The 16,105-nt window shown below is 53.0% G+C and carries 16 protein-coding genes and 1 pseudogene; 4 read left to right on the forward strand and 13 right to left on the reverse strand.

All coding sequences use genetic code 11. From position 1 onward, the window contains the following. Positions 1–920, forward strand: a 920-nt coding sequence (locus HY879_09815; GenBank protein ID MBI5603642.1) for an aldehyde dehydrogenase family protein, incomplete at its 5' end; no start/stop codon positions are given. Between the two features lie 135 nt (positions 921–1,055). Here the strand turns inward: HY879_09815 and HY879_09820 are convergent. Further along, a complete protein-coding gene (locus tag HY879_09820; protein ID MBI5603643.1) occupies positions 1,056–1,427 on the reverse strand; it encodes a hypothetical protein in 372 nt (123 codons plus the stop codon). Positions 1,428–1,630: 203 nt separating this feature from the next. On the opposite strand from HY879_09820, the gene HY879_09825 reads away from it, so the two are divergent. Both HY879_09825 and HY879_09830 read left to right on the forward strand, forming a co-directional pair. Then, positions 1,631–2,134, forward strand: a complete 504-nt coding sequence (locus tag HY879_09825; GenBank protein ID MBI5603644.1) for a PIN domain-containing protein — start codon at positions 1,631–1,633, stop codon at positions 2,132–2,134. Continuing rightward, the gene (locus HY879_09830) at positions 2,121–2,294 is read left to right on the forward strand and encodes a hypothetical protein (protein ID MBI5603645.1); all 174 of its coding nucleotides are present in this window, start codon (positions 2,121–2,123) and stop codon (positions 2,292–2,294) included. Before HY879_09825 ends, HY879_09830 begins: the two co-directional genes overlap by 14 nt. Positions 2,295–2,836: 542 nt before the next feature. Here the strand turns inward: HY879_09830 and HY879_09835 are convergent. From HY879_09835 to HY879_09885, 11 genes are all read right to left on the reverse strand, one after another. Next, positions 2,837–3,982 carry an acyl-CoA dehydrogenase family protein gene (locus HY879_09835; GenBank protein MBI5603646.1) on the reverse strand — a complete coding sequence of 382 codons (1,146 nt, stop codon included), beginning with the start codon at positions 3,980–3,982 and terminating at the stop codon, positions 2,837–2,839. A 165-nt stretch (positions 3,983–4,147) separates the two neighbouring features. Continuing rightward, entirely contained in the window at positions 4,148–4,426 is a 279-nt protein-coding gene (locus HY879_09840; protein MBI5603647.1) for a hypothetical protein, read from the reverse strand. A gap of 91 nt (positions 4,427–4,517) precedes the next feature. Next, complete coding sequence (locus HY879_09845) at positions 4,518–5,228, reverse strand: ABC transporter ATP-binding protein (GenBank protein MBI5603648.1); 711 nt, start codon at positions 5,226–5,228, stop codon at positions 4,518–4,520. Then, positions 5,218–5,985, reverse strand: a complete 768-nt coding sequence (locus tag HY879_09850; GenBank protein MBI5603649.1) for an ABC transporter ATP-binding protein — start codon at positions 5,983–5,985, stop codon at positions 5,218–5,220. Before HY879_09850 ends, HY879_09845 begins: the two co-directional genes overlap by 11 nt. A 1-nt stretch (position 5,986) precedes the next feature. Then, complete coding sequence (locus tag HY879_09855) at positions 5,987–6,970, reverse strand: branched-chain amino acid ABC transporter permease (protein ID MBI5603650.1); 984 nt, start codon at positions 6,968–6,970, stop codon at positions 5,987–5,989. Further along, positions 6,967–7,839, reverse strand: coding sequence for a branched-chain amino acid ABC transporter permease (locus HY879_09860; GenBank protein ID MBI5603651.1), 873 nt, complete (start codon positions 7,837–7,839; stop codon positions 6,967–6,969). Before HY879_09860 ends, HY879_09855 begins: the two co-directional genes overlap by 4 nt. A gap of 23 nt (positions 7,840–7,862) precedes the next feature. Next, positions 7,863–9,095: an ABC transporter substrate-binding protein gene (locus HY879_09865; protein ID MBI5603652.1), complete on the reverse strand. Its 1,233-nt coding sequence runs from the start codon at positions 9,093–9,095 to the stop codon at positions 7,863–7,865. Positions 9,096–9,168: 73 nt separating this feature from the next. Beyond that, a complete protein-coding gene (locus HY879_09870; GenBank protein MBI5603653.1) occupies positions 9,169–10,779 on the reverse strand; it encodes an AMP-binding protein in 1,611 nt (536 codons plus the stop codon). Between the two features lie 176 nt (positions 10,780–10,955). Next, positions 10,956–13,268, reverse strand: a complete 2,313-nt coding sequence (locus HY879_09875) for a molybdopterin-dependent oxidoreductase (GenBank protein MBI5603654.1) — start codon at positions 13,266–13,268, stop codon at positions 10,956–10,958. A 5-nt stretch (positions 13,269–13,273) separates the two neighbouring features. Further along, entirely contained in the window at positions 13,274–13,741 is a 468-nt protein-coding gene (locus HY879_09880) for a (2Fe-2S)-binding protein (GenBank protein ID MBI5603655.1), read from the reverse strand. 11 nt (positions 13,742–13,752) lie between these two features. Next, positions 13,753–14,637 carry a xanthine dehydrogenase family protein subunit M gene (locus HY879_09885; GenBank protein MBI5603656.1) on the reverse strand — a complete coding sequence of 295 codons (885 nt, stop codon included), beginning with the start codon at positions 14,635–14,637 and terminating at the stop codon, positions 13,753–13,755. A 250-nt stretch (positions 14,638–14,887) separates the two neighbouring features. On the opposite strand from HY879_09885, the gene HY879_09890 reads away from it, so the two are divergent. Continuing rightward, the gene (locus tag HY879_09890) at positions 14,888–15,496 is read left to right on the forward strand and encodes a TetR/AcrR family transcriptional regulator (protein MBI5603657.1); all 609 of its coding nucleotides are present in this window, start codon (positions 14,888–14,890) and stop codon (positions 15,494–15,496) included. A gap of 105 nt (positions 15,497–15,601) precedes the next feature. Here HY879_09890 and HY879_09895 read toward each other — a convergent pair. Then, positions 15,602–15,841 (reverse strand): annotated as a pseudogene (locus tag HY879_09895) (hypothetical protein). Positions 15,842–16,105 lie beyond the last annotated feature (264 nt).

A 16,105-nucleotide genomic window follows, 5' to 3' on the forward strand; every position in this document is an offset into this window, starting at 1 on the left:
AAAATGATCTGCCGGAGGGTTTGCTCAGTTGCCTTATCGGCAAGGCGGAGACCGTCGGGGAGGCCCTGATCAGGGACCCCCGCATTCCCCTGATTTCGGCTACCGGTAGCGTGCCTATGGGCCGCCAGGTCGGTCAAGCAGTTAAAGGTCGTCTGGGAAAGACCCTGCTGGAATTAGGAGGCAATAACGGCATCATTGTAACCCCTGATGCCGATCTGCCCTTGGCCGTCCGGGCCATCCTTTTCGGGGCCGTGGGGACAGCCGGACAGCGCTGCACCAGCACCCGTCGGCTCATTGTGCATCAAAGCCTTTTTCCGGCCCTAAGTGAAACCCTGATCAAAGCCTACCAACAAATCCCCATTGGAAATCCCCTGGAAGCGGCCACCCTCATGGGACCCTTGATCGACCGTGAAGCCGTGAAGGCCATGCAAAAGGCGCTGGAACAAGTGCAACACCAGGGCGGCCGGATCCTCTTTGGGGGCGAGGTCCTTTCCGGAGGTTTATATGATACCGGCACCTATGTCCGCCCCTGCCTTTGTGAAACCCGGGCCGATCTGCCCATTGTCCGGGAGGAGACCTTTGCCCCGATCCTTTACCTGATCCCTTACCATACCCTGGAAGAGGCCGTCGCCATCAACAACGGGGTGCCCCAGGGGCTGACCTCGGCCATCTTCACCCGGGACGTTCAGGAAGCGGAATTATTCTTGAGTCCTCAGGGGTCGGACTGCGGCATCGCCAATGTCAATATCGGCACTTCGGGCGCCGAAATAGGCGGGGCCTTCGGCGGAGAAAAGGAAACCGGCGGCGGCCGGGAGGCCGGTTCCGATGCTTGGAAGGTTTATATGCGGCGTCAAACCTGCACCATCAACTGGTCCGGGGACCTTCCCCTGGCCCAGGGGATCCGCTTTGAAACCGGCTGAACCCGCAATGATTCTCGTCCGCTTCTTTTGAGCAGGCCGAGGGCGCCAAGAAAAACCGCCCGGCCCATAACGCCCTTGTGTGCCCTATTTCAAATCTCTCAATGGGGATCATTCCCCGGACCTAACAAATCTTCTTTACATTAAGGAAGATATCGTATATAGTTTCCCTGCCATGAAGAAAGATACGAATGTGATTTTATCATAAAAAAGGCCATAAGGTTTCTGAAGCCATAAGGATAAAAATAACCGCCATTCCCTTTTCTCTCTGGTTATTAACTGACGCACTTTGAAAATAAGCCGGCAATAGACCCGCCAAAAGCTACCTGACGTTTCTTTCCAGTCTGCCGATGCCGCTTTTTTGCCAGAAAAATGGGTAACATTAAACTTCAGATCAATTAGTTCGCCGACCAGCCGCCCTCCAAATCTCTTTAAATTTTCCAAAAGGCTTTGACCATCCCGGCAGTCCAACTCAGTAATGAAGGGAAAAATTTCCGCATTTTTTTTCAATGGCCCTCAGTCCATCCTCACCGTCCCCGCCTTTCAATGGCTGTCAAGATTGCCCTGAAATAGAGCCAAAAGCCTGCCCCTGACTTTGTCAAGATTTTAGACGATAAATTCCCATTAGGATCGGAACTTGCTTGCAATTTTGCCAAAGATTGCAGTATAATATTCACGATTGGATATATTTCTCTCTTTATAAAAGGATTCTGATGGATAATACTGGGGGGGAACCAAAGATAAAACTCTATCTCGACACCTCCGTTCCAAGCGCGTTATATGACACATCCAAGCCTGTTAGGCAGATAATCACTCAAAAATGGTTTGAAAATGAAGCGTCCTTTTATGATTTGTACATATCTGTTACGGCCGTCGAAGAAATAGACCAAATGGAAAATAGTATTAAAAAACAGAACATCAAAGAGATCATTTTTGATTATAACATGAGAGTACTTGAGCTTTCAGAAGAAGCTTTACTCTTGGCAGAAAATTATTTGAAAAAAGGGGCTATCCCTTATTCAGAACCTGAGGATGCTTATCATATAGCAATCGCCTCAGTAAACCGTCTTGCTGCTTTGGCGTCTTGGAATTTTAAACATATCGTAAGTATGAACCCGATTAGGAAAATTCATCAAATCAATATGGACCATGGTTATCCGATAATAGAAATCGGCTCTTTGGAAATTTTTGGGGGTGCTAAATATGGAAACTTATAATAACAGCTACTCAAAAAAAGAAGATAGGATTTTATGGGAATTACACGAGATAAGACACAAACTGCATAAAGGGAAAAGAAATAAAACGGTGGAAGAAATAAACAAAGAAGCATTAAAAAAATATTTCGATTGGCAAAAAGAAAGGGACAAGAAGGTTTAAATCCCTTAAAATTTTCCAAAAGGTACTGGCTGTCCCGGCTGTCCAGCTCAGTAACGAAGGAGAAAATTTCCGCATTTTTTCCAATGGCCCCCAGTCCATCCTCACCGTCCCCGCCTTTCAATGGCTGTCAAGATTGCCCTGAAATAGAGCCAAAAGCCTGCCCCTGACTTAAGCAAAATTCATTACCTCAATGGTCAATTTAAAAGAATCGACCCCGGGATTCCATCATTCCGCATTGGTTTTAGTTTCATGGGAGATATTAAAGGGAGTTATGCAATCTATAAACAACGTCAACCTCCCCTGATCAACTGGTCCGGGAAAAAACTCCCCCTGGCCCAGGGGATCCGCTTTGAAACCGGCTGAATGGGGACCGGTTCAACGCCCAGGTCGGTTTTGGCAGCATCGTTGGGTTTCTGGCCCTAATCATACATCGTGAATTCCGGAATCACGTAGAAGCTGTCGGCTACTTTATAGTTGATGCCGACACCGATCATGGTTCGGATAACGTTGCCATCGCCGGTCTTCCTCCGTGACGCTTATCGTTAAAGACCCAACTGCTTAGCGGCCACAATGCGCATAATGTCGCTGGTCCCCCCGCCGATCATGGGAAAATAAGAGTCCCGGAGATAACGCTGGACCGGAAATTCGGTCATCAGGCCGTAGCCCCCGAAGATGTTCACGGCCTTCTGGCAGATCAGGTTGACGCCATCGGCGGCGATGATCTTGGCCATGGCCGCTTCGCGGGTGATGGGCTCACCGCGGTCGGCCATGGCCGCGGCATGGTAGACATAAAGCTCGGCCTGTTCCAGGATGGTCAGCATGTCCACCAGCTTGAACTGCACAGCCTGGAATTTGCCAATGGGCTGGCCGAATTGCTCCCGCTCCCGGGCGTATTTGAAGGCAGCCTCATAGGCTGCCCGCCCGATGCCCAGTGCCTGGGCGGCCGTAAAGATACGGTCAACGGTCAGGGACAGATAGGCGTTGATAAAGCCGGTATTCTCATCCCCCAACCGATATTCGATGGGCACCTGGACGTCCTCGAAAACCAGTTCGTTGGTGTCGGCGCAGTGGGTGGTGAATTTATCCAACTTGCGGGCCACGGTGAAGCCGGGCATTTTGGTGTCCACCAGGAATAAGGAAATTCCTTTGAGTCCCTTGGCCGGATCGGTCTTGGCGGCCACGGTGATGAAATCAGCGCAGGTACCATTGCTGATGAATATTTTGCTGCCGTTAAGCACATAGTGGTCGCCCCGGCGTTCGGCCCTGGTGCGAATAGAGGCTGCATCGGACCCTGAGTTGGGCTCGGTGATGGCGAAGGCCCCCACCATCTCGCCTTTGATGGCCGGCACCAGATATTTTTGTTTCAACTCTTCGCTCCCCCACTTGTAAATGGTGTGTGTGGCCGTGGAAGCATGCATGCACACCGGGGTGGAAAGTCCCATGGAGCCCCGGGACAGCTCTTCGAGAAAGATGGTGTAATAAATATTGGGGCTGTCCAGACCGCTGCCGCCGTATTCTTCGGGGTAGTGGATGCCGTAGTAGCCCAACTCTCCCAACTCACGGAACAGCTCTCGGGGAAACTCGTTGCGGCGGTCCAACTCATCGGCCACCGGCACTAATCGTTCATCCACCCAGCGGGCGATATGGCTGCGGAACTCCATTTGATCTTTGGTAAATGGGAATTGCATGGGTTTCTCCTTTCTATAGATCCGTCATTATTGGATATTGGATGCGGATGTTGGAATTTTCATTTTGGACGCAGATGAACGCAGGTTGCCAAGATTTTTAATATAAAAGAGCTAATAAAAATTATCTGCGGGTATCGGCGAAAATCTGCGTCCAAATTTAAGAATCTATCCGCCCCCCAGAAGGATCAATGATATCGTGACCTGGTCTCCTTCACGAAGTTCGGTATTCAGACCTCGCGAGAGGGAATAATATGGTACGTTGTTTAAACGGACCTCGAAAAAATCCTCCAGGGCCAGCTCTCCGGTCTTGGGGTCCTTAATCTGGCCGGCAAAGTGCGATCGGCCTAAAAGGTTAGCGAGCAGGTCATGAAGGGACCCGGACTCCATCTCAACCTCCGGGGGTATTTCCGGAATATGAATGGTGGTTTTTATCTTGTTTTTCATATTAATTCACATGCCCAAAGGACACCACGAAGGATGAAAATTGATTTTCTTTTCAAATTCCGCAATCCGAATTCCGAAATCCGCAATCAAATTATGTTCCCAGGTAGGACTGTTTCACTTTTTCATTTCCCATCAGGCTTTCACTGCTGCCTGTCAGGACCACTTCCCCATGCTCGAGCACATAGCCGCGGTCGGCGATCCGCAGGGATTCGGCGGCGTTTTGCTCGACCAGCAAGATGGCGGTGCCGCGCTCGCGGATACGGGCCAGGGCATCCATGATGTTCATCACCACCAGCGGCGCCAGCCCTAATGACGGTTCATCAAGCATGAGCAGCTTGGGACCGGACATAAGTGCCCGGCCGATGGCCACCATCTGCTGCTCGCCACCGGATAGCGTTCCGGCCGCCTGTTTCCTTCTTTCTTTCAATCGAGGGAACAGGTCAAAAACTTCTTCTTGCAACCTTTCCACCAGACGGCGATCCTTCCGGCGGCAATAGGCCCCCATCTCCAAATTTTTTTGGACCGTCATTTCCGGGAATAACATCTTTCCCTCGGGACAGTGGGAAATCCCTTTTTTAACCATGGCATCAGGAGTGATCTTATTTATCCCTTGCCCGTCATACCGGATCTGGCCTCTGGCCGGCGACACCAGCCCCGATATGGTCCTCAAAAGGGTGGTCTTCCCCGCTCCATTGGCTCCGAGCAGGGTCACTACTTCTCCGGTGTCCACGGTAAGCGAGATATCCCGCAAGGCCTCAAAGGCCCCATAGATGGTACGGATCCCCTTAAGTTCAAGCAACATGACGGGCCCCCAGGTAGGCTTTGATCACCTCACCGTTACAGGCAATTTCTGCGGAGGTGCCTTCGGCGATGTTCACCCCGTAATTAAGGACGATGATGCGGTCGGAAATGCGCATGACCAGACGCATCTTGTGCTCAATGAGGCAGATGGTTATGCCGGCCTTTCGTATCTTTTCCATCAGATCGATCAGTCCTCCGATCTCTTCCAAATTGACGCCCCCGGTGGGTTCGTCGAGCAAGAGGAGTTTCGGATCCGTAGCCAGGACCATGGCGATAGACAGTCTCTTCTGGGCCTCTTCGGTCAGGCTGCCGGCTGGGAGCTTTTCTTTTTCCGAGAGCCCTACGAAGGAAAGGACCTCCCGGGCCTTTTCCTTCACCCGGCGTTCCTCTTGCCTGGCGAAGGCGGTCCTAAACAGGGTACCCCAGACCCCTGTTTTCAGGTGAAGGGTATGGCCGATCATGACGTTATCCAACACAGACTCCCTCCCGAAAACAGTGGTTCGCTGGAAGGTGCGTCCCATGCCCTGACGGGCTGCCTGATGGGTCTTGAAGCCGGTGATCTCCCGGCCGTCAAAGAGGATCTTTCCGGAGGTGGGCCGGTATATTCCCGTGAGCAGATTAAACAACGTGGTCTTGCCGGCGCCGTTAGGCCCGATGATACTGATGATTTCCGCCTGCTTGACGGTGAAGGTTAGCCCGGAGACCGCCAACAAGCCGCCGAACCGCTTGCTCACATCTGAAACCTGAAGTAAGGCCATATCAGTGCACCATCATTCCCCGGGATTTTTCCCCTGTAATAAAAAAGGTCTTGATTCCTCCGGCCAGGCCGTCAGGAAGAAAAACGACAAAGAGCAGCAGAATAATTCCATTGATCAGGGTCTTCAGATAGGGGACGATCTGGAGCACTTCTGGTATGGCCATAAGCATGAGGGTGCCCACTATCGGTCCGGCCACAGTTCCGGCTCCACCCACAATGACATAGGCCAGGACATCCATCCCCCTGGAAAAGTGGGCCAGATCGGGACTGATCACCACGTTGTAGGAGGCATAGAGGGCCCCGGCCACCCCACCGAAGACCGCACTGATTGTAAAGCTTAAGAGTTTTCTTTTCATGGTATCCACGCCCAGGGTCTCGGCCAGATTCTCATCTTCTGAAATGGCGATGAAGGTCATTCCAAGAAGGGAGTGCACCAGCCGGTAACCGGCCAGGGCTGTGAGCACCAGAAAAAAAAGGACGAAATAATACATACTGAGCAAGGAGTCAAAAGATAGCTTCCCTCCCCAGGGCATGGGCAGGGGGTTCGGCCTGGGCATGCCGGCCATTCCATTGGCGCCCCCGGTAAGGTTGACCCAGGCCAGGACGATGACGCCGATAATCGCAGCAAACCCGAGGGTAACCAAGGCAAAATAAGGGCCCCGGAGTTTGAGGGCCGGGATGCCGATCAGAAAGCCCAGGAGGCCGCTCAGGGCTGCGGCCCCCAAAAAGGAGGGCCAGAAACCGAAGTGCAGGTTGGTGGCCAACAGTCCGAAGGCATAGGCCCCAACTCCTAAAAAGGCCGAATGCCCCAGGGAAAGCTGGCCGGTATAGCCGTACAGAAGATTCAGACTGATACTCACAATAGACCAGATACAGATGAGTATCAGTAAACTAGTCAGATATCCGCCAGCAAACAGCGGAACCACAATGGCCGCAGACAAAACGAGAAACCAGGCCCAAAATCGGCGAAACAAATTTTTTTTCAAGGCCTCCACACCTCCTTGCCAAGTAATCCCTTAGGCCGGAAAAGGAGCGTCAGGATCATAATTCCGAAGACAAACGTCAGACTATAAGTAGCGCTGATATATCCCGAAACCAGACTCTCGATGATCCCCAGGAGCATGGCCCCCAACACCGCCCCTCCTATGCTGCCTAACCCCCCGAAGATGATGGCCGAGAAGGCCACCAGCAGGGGACCCATTCCCATGGTCGGCATGAGCAGAACGGCCGGGCCGATGAGGACACCGGCAATACCGGCCAGGGCCGTCCCCACCACAAAGGCCATGGCCGAGATAGTGGTCACCCGTATGCCGCAGAGCAAGGCCCCTTCGCGGTGCTGGGCCGTGGCTTCCAGGGCCGCTCCCAGGGCCGTTTTTTTAATGAAAAACTGAAGACCGGCCATGACCACCAGCGTTCCGATGATGACGATAAGCCGCTGAAGGGGCAGGGCCAGCCCTCCCAGAGAGATGACCCGTTTGGTGGAGGAGACGATAAACCATTTGGTCTCGGTACCGAACAGGTAAAGGGCCGCGCCTTCAAGGATCATCAAAAGGGCCATGGCCGCCACGAAAAGGTTTACTTCCGGCGCCCTTCTTATGGGATGGAAGACCAGGAAGTAGACCAGAAGACCTATAATCCCCAGGGCGAAGCTGGCCAGGATGAGGGCCAGCCAGTAGTCAACCCAAGAAGACGTGACCATGTAAAACCCAAGATAGGCTGCCACCATGTAAAGATGTCCCTGGGCAAAATTGGGGACGTTGAGGATCCCGAAAATGATCGTCAACCCCGAAGCCAGAAGCACATAGATACATCCCTGGGACAGGCCGTTTAACAGATATTGAGTAAACTCAATCATAACGGAACCGTGCCTCTCGCGGACTATTCGAGTTCTTTTTTTGATATCCACAATTCCTTCAGGAGTCTGTACTGTCCCCCCTTTACTTCCAGGAGCAGCTCGGGGGCACCTACCATCAAACCATTCTTCAAGACGTCGTTGCTCGGGAAGACCAGCGGCAACTTGCCTTCTTGAAGCGCTTTAGGGCAGGCCGCGCGGATGGCCTTGGCGTCGGTGACCGTGCCGGCTATCTCCATGGCCCTGGCCATCATATAGGCCGGATCATGGATGCACGGACCGGGCAGGGCCGGCTCTTCTCCATAGGCGGCCTTATACATTTTAAGGTAGTTGGTCAGATACCCCTTCTTGTCCTGTTGCGGATACTTGCGGTAATAGGTCCAGAGCATGGCCTCTACCAGGGATCCTTCCAGCTTGTCGAGGGGGATGATCTTCTCGGCCTTGTTACCCCATTCGGAGTTGAAAAGGAACTTGCCCGTGTAGCCCACTTCCAGGGCATGACTGGCCGCCAGGGCCATGGGTTCCTCGTAGGCCGTGATGAAAATGATATCCGGATTCTTGGCCTTAAAGCTGGTCATGATGGAATGATAATCTGTGGTGGATTTGATATCTACCGATTCAAAACAGGGGACCTGGCCGCCGAGGCTTTCAAACTTTTGTTTGAACCGCTTGCCCCAGGATTCATAGGCCTCGTTCACATCGGTGAGCACACAGGCCTTCTTAAAACCATGATCCCAAACAGACTGGGCCATGGGGTCTCCGAAATAAGCGGTAGGGGCCCGTTCCTGAATATAGAGGGGGTTTCCCTTTTTCCGGGATTTATCAGAAGCCGACATGCCGACGAAGAGCACGTTCAATCCGACGTTGACTTCCTGGCAGGCCCAGGTTTGAGGGGTCCCCAGGGGGCCGAAGATCACCGGCACCTTATGCATCTCGGAAAGCTTTCTCATGCCGGCCACACTTTTGGCCGGGTCACCGGAATCGTCATAGCTGACCACTTCCAGTTTATAGCGCTGGTTTCCTACCAGGATGCCCGGTCCCTTACCGGAGACCCCTCTTTCGTTGATATCCTTGGCCGCCAGCTCGATGGACCTGACCACACTCAAACCATAAAAGGCCACGGGGCCGCTCTGGGCGCTGATGACCCCGACCTTGACGGTTTTCATGGCCGGTGCGGCTTGTAAAGGCCCTGCCATGGCAATAGAAAAACAGACCACTGCGAAAAGAACCATCCCCCAAAGACACGTTTTCTTGCCCATAATCTCCTCCTTTTTTTAATACTAATCAGTATTCGATATTTGGTTTTTCACGCTTTGTGGTACCCCATCCCCCCTATACCTTTCTGTCCTTTCCCGCATAATATTGGTCTCTCATCTCCCGCTTCAGTATTTTTCCGGATGGGTTCTTCGGGAGGGCCCCTAAGAATTCGATTGATTTGGGAGCTTTGTAGCGGGCCAGTTTTTCCTTGCAAAAGTCCATAACCTCCTGAACGGTCACAGTGGCCTCTTTTTTCAAGACGATCGCCGCATGAACCTTTTCCACCCAGTAGTCATCAGGGATGCCAAATACCGCAGCTTCCTGGACCGCAGGATGCTGATAAAGGACTTCTTCCACCTCCCGGGGGTAGACGTTCTCCCCCCCTGTTACGATCATGTCTTTCTTCCGGTCTACAATATAAATGAAACCCTTTTCGTCGTAGCGGGCCACATCCCCGGTATGCACCCATCCGCCGGCAAAAGTCCGGGCGGTCTCCTCCGGCTTGCGCCACCACTCCCTGGGAATGCCCTTGCTTTGAACGATGAGTTCTCCGGGAACGTTCGGACCCACATCCCGATCCTGGTCATCAACAATCCTCACATGGACCCCGATGTGCGGAAAACCGCAGGAGGCCAGCGTCTTCTGCTCTTCCGGAGATTTATGGGCCGCATGGTGCTGCTTCTTCGACAGCATGGTAGTATTGGGTCCGTCTTCGGTAGCTCCATAGAACTGCAGAAAGATAGGCCCCCATTTTTCCATCCCTCGTTTCAAAAGTTCAACCGGCATTGGGGAGCCGGCATAAAACACCCGTTTCAGGCTGGATAAATCATAACGGTCCACGTCAGGCAGGGCCAGGAAGGCCGCTAAATGGGTGGGGACGATATGGATGTCGGTAGCCTTCTCGTCTTGGACGGTTTGAAGGGTGGCCCGGGGGTCGAAGGAATTTTGAGGCATGATCACATTGCTGCCACCGACAAAGAAATAGCCCCAGAAGTTCTTGGTTCCCCCTACATGGAAGAGGGGCATAATCTGGATTTGTTTATCGCCCTGCTCCAGGCTCAGGGCAATGACGAACCGTCTGGTGTCGTCCATGGCCCGGTCAAAGGTGTAAAGGGCTGCCCGGGGAAGGCCGGTAGTCCCGCTGGTATAAAAGAGAAAGACCGGGTCGTCTTCAACCGCTTCCACCTCCGGCTCTTCCCTGGGATAACTTTCCAGGAGCCGGCGATGGGAAGTCAATCCGGGCACTTCCTCTTTTCCAAAAACGATGAAATTTCTGACCTTCGGCAGGCGCGGCCGCAGGCGGAGCACCAAGTCGACGAGTTCCGGCCCGACGAAAAGCGTATTGCATTCTGAATAATTGATCAGGTAATCCAATTCGTCATCCTGCAGCCTCGGATTAAAGGGCGAGGAGATAAATCCAAACTTCATGGCTGCGCCGTAGACATCGGGATATTCAAGGCAGTTCCAGGAGAGGACCCCGAGCACATCCCCTTTCTTGACACCCATGGACTGCAAGGCATGGATCAGGGCATTGATACGATCGTTGAATTCTCCGAAGGTTATCGACTCATCGCCGCATTTGATGGCCATCTCATCGGCATAAAGGAGGGCGTTCCGGTAAATGATATCGGCATAGATGCCGGTGCTATAGCGGGAGAGTTCTTTGAGTATGAATTTCTTAGGCATAGCGGTTTATTCCCTGTTCGCTGTTACTAATGATGGATTCGCAAAAAATCATCCAAAGCCCATTTTCGTCATTCCCGTGGAAACGGGAATCCAGTACTTTAAATTACTTATGCATGGCCTGGATTCCCGCCTGCGCGGGAATGACGAGTTTTACGAGCCCATCACTGTTGACTATCTCACTTCCCCCACTTTCCCGCCTCTTTCAAGGCCTTGACAATCTTCTCCGGAGTCACCGGCTGTTCCTTGAACCAGATGCCGGTGGCGTCGTGAAGGGCGCTGAGCACGGCCGGGGGCGTGCTTACGTGACTGCCTTCGGAGGCCTCCTTGGCCCCGAAAGGACCATCGGGGTCATCGGTGATGATATCGACAATCCGGATGTTGGGGGCATCGGTGGCGCGGGGCATCTTATAATCAAGGAAGGTATCGTTCAGGGTCCGGCCTTTATCCATGACAAACCCTTCATAGATGGCCTGGCCCAATCCTTGAACGGCCCCGCCTTCGTTTTGGGATTCGACGCTGATGGGGTGCAAGGGCCGGCCGCAGTCGTGGGCGATGAAGAAATCGGTCACATCTATCTTACCTGTTTCCATATCAACCCCTAAGCGCACCGTCTGGGCCGTGAAGCTGTAAGAGGTCCCACCGTTTCCTGTGCCGGTATTGAAATCGAGTGGTTCTATGCCATACCCGGAGTATCCCCGGCCAAGAATGACCGCGCCGGAGCCTTCGTAGCAGGCGATCTTGACCAGTTTTTCAAAGGACATCCGCTTTTCCGAATCGGATTTAAGAAAAACCTCGGCATTCCGAATTTCGATCTCTTCCGGTTTTACCTGCCAGATCTTTGCCCCGACCTCCAGTAATTGCTTTTTAGCGTCCAGGGCGGCCTTGCGGGTGGCCTGTCCGGCCAGGACCGTAACCCTGCTTCCATAGCTCCCGGGATCGACCGGGGTATAGGCCGAATCCACCCGTTGGATGGCCACATCTTCATAGCGCACCCCCAGTTCCTCGGCCACAATCATGGTCAGCACCGTATCCGATCCCTGGCCGCAGTCGGTGGCTCCGGTAAGGAGGTTGACTGAGCCGTCTTCACAGATCCGCACCACGGCCCCGCAAGACTGGTGGCCGAGCTGCCTGGCTCCCCCTAAGTAGGAGGTGCCGGACAGGCCCACACCATAGGAGACCGGGCCTTGATGCTTTGGCGTCTTGTCCTTTTCTGCCCAGAGTGGGTCCTGCACGGCGATTTCGAGGGCCTCCTTGATCCCGCAGGTCTTCAAGATCACACCGTTGATGGTCTGGTAGACCTCACCCCGTTTGGGGTTCGCAATGGCATTTCGTAACCGAATCTCCGCTAGGTCTATTCCCAGTTCTTCGGCCATCATCTCCATCTGCAGTTCACAGGCAAAACGGGTGTGAGTGATGCCGTGGCCGCGCATGGCCGCCGAGATGGGATTGTTGGTAAAAACCCGCCAGGCGTCATACTTGTAGGCCGGAAGCTTATAGGGTATGGTGGTGGCAAATCCGGTCAGGTACATGGTCAGGGGGCTGATGGCCGTGTAGGCCCCACCGTTGGCCACAACCCGGCTGTGGATGGCGGTCAGCAACCCGTCCCGGGTCATCCCCATTTTATTATGGACGATCATGTTATGCCTTCGCCGGCAGGTGTTGAGGACTTCCTCCTGGCTGTAAACGAATTTGACTGGTTTCCCGGTCAGCTTGGATCCCAGGACGGCGCAAAAATCCCCGGCCAGGGAATCGTTTTTCGTTCCGCCAAACCCTCCCCCGATGAAAGGCTGTATGATGCGGACCTTGCTGAGAGGCAGTTTAAAACAAGCCGCCAGATGACGGTAATGAAAGTAGGGGCTCTGTTTGGCCGGCCAGACGGTGATCGAACCGGCCGGATCAAAGTAGGCCACCGAGGCCGGCGGCTCTAAAAAGCCTACGATCACTTTACCGGTCTCAAACCGGTCTTCCCGGACCAGGAAGGAATCCTGAAAGGCCTTTTCCACGTCCCCGAAATTCCAGTGCGATTCCACGCTGATGTTGTTCGGACGGTAGTCGTGAATCACCGGTGCGCCTTCCTTCATGGCCTCTTCGGGGTCAAAAACCCCCCGCAGTTCCTCGTAGTCGACCCGGATCAGATCACAGGCCTCTTCGGCTGTCTCTTCGTCAATGGCGATTACCCCGGCCACGGCCTCATAGCGGTAGCGCACCTTATCGGTGGCCAGGGGCGATTCGTCCCGGGTATTGGCCATGAACCCCCAGGTCCAGCCCCCAAAATCTTTCCCGGTTATTACCGTTTTCACCCCCGGAAGCCGCTCGGCCCGGCTGATGTCTATATGGAGAATTTTAGCGTGAGCGAAAGGAGACCGCACAATCTTGCACCAGAGCATGCCCGGCATGGTGTAGTCGGCCGCATACCTGGCCTCACCCATAACCTTTTCCCGACCATCTTTCCTCGGCACCCTTTTCCCGATAACCGTGTATTCTTCCATAGTGCTCACCTCCCCATCTGCCCGGCAGCGGCTTTGACCGATTCGATAATCTTGGTATAGCCGGTACATCGGCAAAAATTACCTTCCAGTCCTTTCCGGATTTCTTCGTCCGTGGGATTGGAATTCCGGTCCAGCAATACCTTGGCAGACAGGACCATCCCGGGGGTGCAAAATCCGCACTGCATCCCGCCCACCTCCAGAAAGGCCTGCTGAATAGGGTGGAGCTTCCCGCCGTCGGCCAGCCCTTCGATGGTCTGGACCGATTTTCCGTTGATCTCAGCGGTCAGAACCAGACAGGCATTGACCGCCTCTCCCTCCAGGATGACCGTGCAGGCCCCGCATTCACCCACCCCGCAGCCTTCCTTGGTACCGGTTAACCCCAGGTCCTCCCGGAGGGTCTCAAGCAGGGTGGCTGACGGCTTAACCTCCAACTCGTAATCCTTATCGTTTACCTTTAACTGTATCCGTTTCATCTGAACCTCCTTCAAACCGAGGGAAAAATTTGATTGATGGCCCGCCTGGTCAGCATATAAACCATGTCACGGCGATAATCGGCCGAGGCCCGGTGATCATCGATGGGGCGGCATTCTTCCATGGCCATCCGGGCCGCTGCCTCGATAACCTCCGGGTTGAGCCTTTGCCCTGTAAGGATGACTTCAGCCTGCCTGGCCCGAATGGGCGTGGGAGCCACGGCCCCCAGGGCAAGGCATATTTTTTTACAAGACCCAGCCTCCGCCACCCCGGTGGCGGCCACCCCGACGATCGCCAGATCCATGGAATGGCGTGGAGAAAGTTTTAAATAAATTCCACGGCAGCCCTCCTCCGGGGAAGGGACCAGGATGCTTTGAAGGATCTCGTCCGGTTCAGCCACGGTCCGACGAGGCCCGATGAAAAAGCCATCAAGGGGGACAATCCGCTCACCGCCGGCTCCTCTCAACCTGACTTGGGCCTCCAGGGATAAGAGTGCCGGGGCGCTGTCGGCCGAGGGGACGGCCGTGCAGATATTCCCGGCAAAGGTCCCCCGGTTTCGGACCTGGGGCGAGGCCATGGTAGCGGCCGCTTGAGCCAGAATCGAAAAACGTTTTTGAATAACGGGGGTCCGGGAAACGGTATTGATGGTGGTCAAAGCACCGATTCGGAGGCCGCTCCTCTCGTCATAGGAAACCGCAGCCAGTCCGGGAATCCCCTTCAAGTCAACGACTGTTTCGGGCAAGACCGTCCCTCGTCGTTTGAGTTGCGGGATCAGGTCGGTGCCACCGGCTAAAAGCCTTGTGGCGCCTTTCTGATCATTGAGCAGGCCCAAGGCCTCTTCGAGTGTCCCGGGGGCCGTGTACCGGAAACGGGGCAATCTTCGATAAAATACAGCCATAATGGTCTCCTTATATTCTGGTCGGGAGAAGGAAAAGCCCCCCTTGATAAAAATTATATATACAAGTCTGTATACTTTTATTGGAACCAATATATAATCTTTACAGACTTGTCAACTATTTTTTTTAGGAAAACGATTTGACAGGACCGGCCATCGCTGTTATTAAAATAAATAGATCGTAAAAAGAACGGCCCAAAGGCAACCTGGCCTAATAAAGGAACATTTGATCCGAATCGGAAGAAGAAAGAAAATGCCCCCGACAAAAAGACAACTGGCTTCGCAAAAGAAAAAAGCCAAAATTATCCAGACCACCCTGGATCTCCTCTTAAAAAAGGGGAATGCGGTGTCCACCTCGACAACAGCGGTCTGCGCCGCGGCCCGCGTGACTCGCCCCACCCTTTACCATTTTTTTGGAAGCAAACGGAATCTTCTTTTATCGGTTCATCTGGAATCGATCGAGACTATTCTGAAACCGTACCTGGAGAAGGCCGCTGCCATCGAGGACCCTTTGACGAGACTGACCTTTATGGTCCGGACATTCACCACAGAGATTATCTGCCTCCACCCGGAACTGCGGATCCTCATCCATGACTCACTTACGATGAAAGATAAATATTTTCGAGAGATACGGGAGGCATGGAAAAAGCACTACCTTCTTCTCCGGGATACCATCGTCGAACTGCAGAAGGCCAAAAAAATAAATGCTGAAATCAAATCCTCCTGGGCGACCCTTTTTGTGCTCGGCATGCTCACCTGGACCACCTATTGGTTCGATTTCGAAAGGAAGACCGATATTGAGCTCATCGCCGATCAAGCCGAACACCTTGTTCTTCACGGACTCGGGCTGAAAGAGGCTTAGCTCCTGAAAAAGCCTTAGAGAAGATTATTGGACTCGTAAGAAGTCCATCCGCAAGACCCCTTCTGTGCGGTTAATAATATCGCTCAAGAGGAAGAGCAGTACCGATTAGCTTGTTTGAAGGCGAATTCCTTTGATGATTAACATCCTGGCATAGGTGGTTGGGGGAAGGCCTTCCTTATCGGCTAATTCCCTCAACTTCCTTATTACTTTTGGCTCAAGGCGCAAAGAGATGACTTCTTTTTTAGGTCGAACAAAAACCACGTCTTTTGAAAGCTTGAAATCATCCAGAAAATCGGTGGACTCATGGGTATCCCAAAATTCCCTTTCTTCTTTCCTGGTCTTAAATTTTTATACTTTCACTTTCTTATCCTTCGATAAAGCTGTTTTTCTTTGTTAGTCAAATCCCTGGCCGTTATTATTCCGGTCTTTTTATACCGCAAGACCCAAGCCACTAACCCTAAATCAAGCGTGATTTATTGATAAAATGTGCAAAAAGTTCTCGAAATGCTCATTTTAAGCGGGTATAATGAGTTTCACGAAAAACAAATAACTCGCCCAAAGGAGCATTTCGAGTGAAGAAATTAAACCATAAAAAGCTGAATCGACGCA

This window comes from Deltaproteobacteria bacterium, assembly GCA_016219225.1.
Classification (GTDB): Bacteria; Desulfobacterota; RBG-13-43-22; order RBG-13-43-22; family RBG-13-43-22; genus RBG-13-43-22.

What these genes read in the sequence shown, in the direction of transcription:
- HY879_09825 (MBI5603644.1), top strand. Translation starts at nt 1,631, where the DNA reads ATGGATAATACTGGGGGGGAACCAAAGATAAAACTCTATCTCGACACC.
- HY879_09830 (MBI5603645.1), top strand. Translation starts at nt 2,121, where the DNA reads ATGGAAACTTATAATAACAGCTACTCAAAAAAAGAAGATAGGATTTTA.
- HY879_09835 (MBI5603646.1), bottom strand. Translation starts at nt 3,982, where the DNA reads ATGCAATTCCCATTTACCAAAGATCAAATGGAGTTCCGCAGCCATATC.
- HY879_09840 (MBI5603647.1), bottom strand. Translation starts at nt 4,426, where the DNA reads ATGAAAAACAAGATAAAAACCACCATTCATATTCCGGAAATACCCCCG.
- HY879_09845 (MBI5603648.1), bottom strand. Translation starts at nt 5,228, where the DNA reads ATGTTGCTTGAACTTAAGGGGATCCGTACCATCTATGGGGCCTTTGAG.
- HY879_09850 (MBI5603649.1), bottom strand. Translation starts at nt 5,985, where the DNA reads ATGGCCTTACTTCAGGTTTCAGATGTGAGCAAGCGGTTCGGCGGCTTG.
- HY879_09860 (MBI5603651.1), bottom strand. Translation starts at nt 7,839, where the DNA reads ATGATTGAGTTTACTCAATATCTGTTAAACGGCCTGTCCCAGGGATGT.
- HY879_09865 (MBI5603652.1), bottom strand. Translation starts at nt 9,095, where the DNA reads ATGGGCAAGAAAACGTGTCTTTGGGGGATGGTTCTTTTCGCAGTGGTC.
- HY879_09870 (MBI5603653.1), bottom strand. Translation starts at nt 10,779, where the DNA reads ATGCCTAAGAAATTCATACTCAAAGAACTCTCCCGCTATAGCACCGGC.
- HY879_09875 (MBI5603654.1), bottom strand. Translation starts at nt 13,268, where the DNA reads ATGGAAGAATACACGGTTATCGGGAAAAGGGTGCCGAGGAAAGATGGT.
- HY879_09880 (MBI5603655.1), bottom strand. Translation starts at nt 13,741, where the DNA reads ATGAAACGGATACAGTTAAAGGTAAACGATAAGGATTACGAGTTGGAG.
- HY879_09885 (MBI5603656.1), bottom strand. Translation starts at nt 14,637, where the DNA reads ATGGCTGTATTTTATCGAAGATTGCCCCGTTTCCGGTACACGGCCCCC.
- HY879_09890 (MBI5603657.1), top strand. Translation starts at nt 14,888, where the DNA reads ATGCCCCCGACAAAAAGACAACTGGCTTCGCAAAAGAAAAAAGCCAAA.